The organism is Reinekea marinisedimentorum (assembly GCF_004341165.1).
Lineage (GTDB): Bacteria > Pseudomonadota > Gammaproteobacteria > Pseudomonadales > Natronospirillaceae > Reinekea > Reinekea marinisedimentorum.
In genome coordinates this window covers 1-2,963 of the sequence record NZ_SLZR01000042.1, presented here as the reverse complement: position 1 = coordinate 2,963, position 2,963 = coordinate 1, and the positions used below count along the sequence as shown (strand labels likewise).

Genomic DNA, 2,963 nt, shown 5'->3' with positions numbered 1-2,963 from the left:
GAATAAAAACGAAGAGATTTGAGCACAAGGAGAGATTTGCCACCTTGCCGAAGGCGGTCGTGCTGTGCCTGCGAAATAGAGAAAGGTATGAATAGGGTGATCGAAGTACTTGCCAAGGGTACTGCAACTCAGTTAAATGAGGGCATTAAAAGGATCAAAAGCTTGTCAACCTTCCACAGGAGGTCGGGCATTTTTTCAACAAGACGATGATCCGTACGCGGGAAACGGTATTGGGAGGCCAGCAGGCAAGCTGGTTTTTTTAGGGGCTGTGGCGCGACGGATATCTAAGCGTTAGAAATTACCAATATGGAAGTTCAGCTTGTAAAAGCAATCTCGGAAGACTTCGAGTTTGCGTATAGTGCTAAGAAGGATGCCTTAGGGCCTCACATCATTTCAAAATGGGGTTGGGATGAGGAGTATCAGCGTGAAGTCCATTTTTTACGTTGGAAAGAGAAGCCCTGGTTTTTGATTGTTCATAACGGTGAAAAAGTTGGCACTGTGTCTTTGCTTAAGCAAGATGATGGGGCGCTTCGATTTGGCGAATTTTATATTTTCAGCGCTTATCGCCGGAGAGGAATCGGTTCTTTTGTTCTTCGTCGGGTTCTTAGCGAAGCTGATAGTCTCGGTCAGAATGTTGTTCTAGAGTACCTCAAGTGGAATCCAGTAGGAGAACTATATCGTAGAAACGGGTTTAAGGTCGTGGCAGAAAACGACATCCACTACTTTATGGAGAGGGCGAAAAATTTCTAACAAGAAGCTGCACCTGACAAATATTGCTGCGTTCGTTTTGTGTATGTCGCGCAGCTCCATTTTACACAAAACGCTCTCCGCAATATTTGCAGGTGAGCTTGGCGTTATGTGAAAATCTGGCGAAGTAGCCTTTAGTGTATCTATAGAAAGCGATCAGTGAATAATGGAAGATGAATATAAGAAAGCGCTAAATGTCTTTAAGGATAGTGTTTTAGCTCAGCAGTTGCTTAAATCCTTTAATAACCCGTTCGCTAATGAATGCGAAGCGGTGGAAGTGGAAGGCGATCTATCAAACCTTAAAAAATTGGAAATATTGTCCAAAGAACTCAAATCATGGGTTATTCTAAAGTCAAAAGAAATGGAAGAATTCGAGGGGGATGATTTACATAGGATAGAGGGTGAGGCAGTCGGTTGTATGTATGCCATCAGAGAGCTTGAGGCACTTTTTAAATGAATTGCCAATCACATAACAAACAGCTCCAGTTGACGTTTTGGTCTTCGCTTCAATTTGTGCATGGCCTTCGGCCATTGTTGCACAAATTTCCACTACAACCAAAACGCCACTGAGCTGGGCGTTACGTATAAGGAACTATGGACCTAGAGTTAGTAAAAGCAACCGAAGAAGGTAAGCGAGAAATTTGGGACTTGTTTGTACCAGAGATGAAACCTCATGTAGATAGAATTTGGGGCTGGGAAGATGGGTGGCAAATAAATGAATTTAATCGTCGTTACTTCAAATTAAATACTTCGTTCATAGTCTTTTCTAATCAAAAACTGGGATATGTTCAGTATTCACTAAATGAAGGTGATACTTATCTCAATATGGTAATCCTTGGCCCAGCGCAACAAGGTAAAGGACTTGGTAAGAAAGTGCTTAGGCTGATCCAAAACCTTCAGCCAGATAAGCCGCTAAAATTAAGGTGCTTTCACGTCAATGTGCGTGCTCTAAGGTTTTATGAGGTGAATGGCTTTCATATTATTGAAAGCGATGATAATTTCGTGCTTCTACAACGCGACACGTAACAAGGTGAAGCACCCAGCCCGTTCCGGGCTAAGGACAAAAATTTCACTGGCGTTCATTTTTTGCCGGTGTTCACAACGTTAGCTTATGCCAGAGAAATGGTGTCAATGTGAAGATTCGAGAAGCTGATAAGAGTGATATTTCTTCAATATTAGATTTGTATGCACAACCATCAATCGACAATGGCGAGCGGCTTTGCCTTAATGAAGCACAGAAGATCTTTGGCTTGATGAAATCCTACCCTTACTACAAGATCTTTGTAGCAGAGCTCGAGAATCAAGTTGTTGGTACGTTAACACTTCTTATCGTTCCTAATATGGGGCATAGCGGTAGTTCATCAGGAATAGTAGAAAGTGTCGCGGTCGCTCCTGATAGGCATCGTTCTGGAATAGGAAAGAAACTGATGTCCTTTGTTCTTGATGAATGCGAACGGCTGGGGTGCTATAAACTAACACTGTCGGCAAACCTTAAAAGAGAGCAAGCTCACGGATTCTACGAGTCGCTTGGATTTAAAAAGCATGGCTATAGTTTTGTTGTCAAAGTCACCAGCTAACAAAACCAAGCAGTCGGACAGCTTTGCCGCCGCGCCTTTTGTGCATGGCTTCGCCATTGTTCCACAAAAGTCACAACAACAAAGCTGCCGCTGTTGGCGGCGTTGAGGCTGTAGAAAAACCTCCAAATCCTTCCCGAAAACTTTTAAAATGGCATAAATCAACGGAGTTTGTTTCATGCCAAAATTCAAGCACTACGATTTCAATCAAAGCTCAATGGTCGTGATTAATTATCAAGACCAGCTTCAATCCGGTACGTTCGAACACGCCATTCATTATCTAATCCACAACAAGCTCGATCTCAGTATTTTTAACGATCTGTACAGCAATGATGAAAGCGGTCGACCGGCTTATGATCCTGCTATTCTGCTCTCGATCATTCTGTTCGCCTATTCCAAAGGCATTACTTCTTCTCGGGAAATCCAATGGTGCTGCGAGACTAACGTCATCTTTAAAGCGCTCTCCTGCGATACCGTTCCACATTGGACAACCATTGCCAAGTTCGTTAGCCGGTATCCCAAGAACATGACGGAACTGTTTGAGCAAGTGCTGCTGATTTGCCACGAAGAAGGGCTATTAGGTAATGAACTGTTTGCGATCGATGGCTGCAAGATGCGTTCAAACGCCGCAAAGGAATGGAG

Annotated in this window: 5 protein-coding genes; all 5 read left to right on the top strand. The window is 43.3% G+C overall.

Annotation, left to right across the window (positions count from 1 at the left end; translation table 11 throughout):
* Window positions 1-306: 306 nt before the first annotated feature.
* Entirely contained in the window at window positions 307-750 is a 444-nt protein-coding gene (locus tag BCF53_RS18960) for a GNAT family N-acetyltransferase (RefSeq protein WP_132704329.1), read from the top strand.
* Between the two features lie 163 nt (window positions 751-913).
* Complete coding sequence (locus BCF53_RS18955) at window positions 914-1,204, top strand: hypothetical protein (RefSeq protein WP_132704327.1); 291 nt, start codon at window positions 914-916, stop codon at window positions 1,202-1,204.
* Window positions 1,205-1,341: 137 nt separating this feature from the next.
* On the top strand, window positions 1,342-1,773 hold the full coding sequence (locus BCF53_RS18950) for a GNAT family N-acetyltransferase (protein WP_132704325.1): 432 nt from the start codon (window positions 1,342-1,344) through the stop codon (window positions 1,771-1,773).
* A 107-nt stretch (window positions 1,774-1,880) separates the two neighbouring features.
* Window positions 1,881-2,324, top strand: coding sequence for a GNAT family N-acetyltransferase (locus BCF53_RS18945; RefSeq protein ID WP_132704323.1), 444 nt, complete (start codon window positions 1,881-1,883; stop codon window positions 2,322-2,324).
* 175 nt (window positions 2,325-2,499) lie between these two features.
* The coding region (locus BCF53_RS18940; RefSeq protein ID WP_132704275.1) for a transposase at window positions 2,500-2,963 on the top strand (464 nt) is incomplete at its 3' end.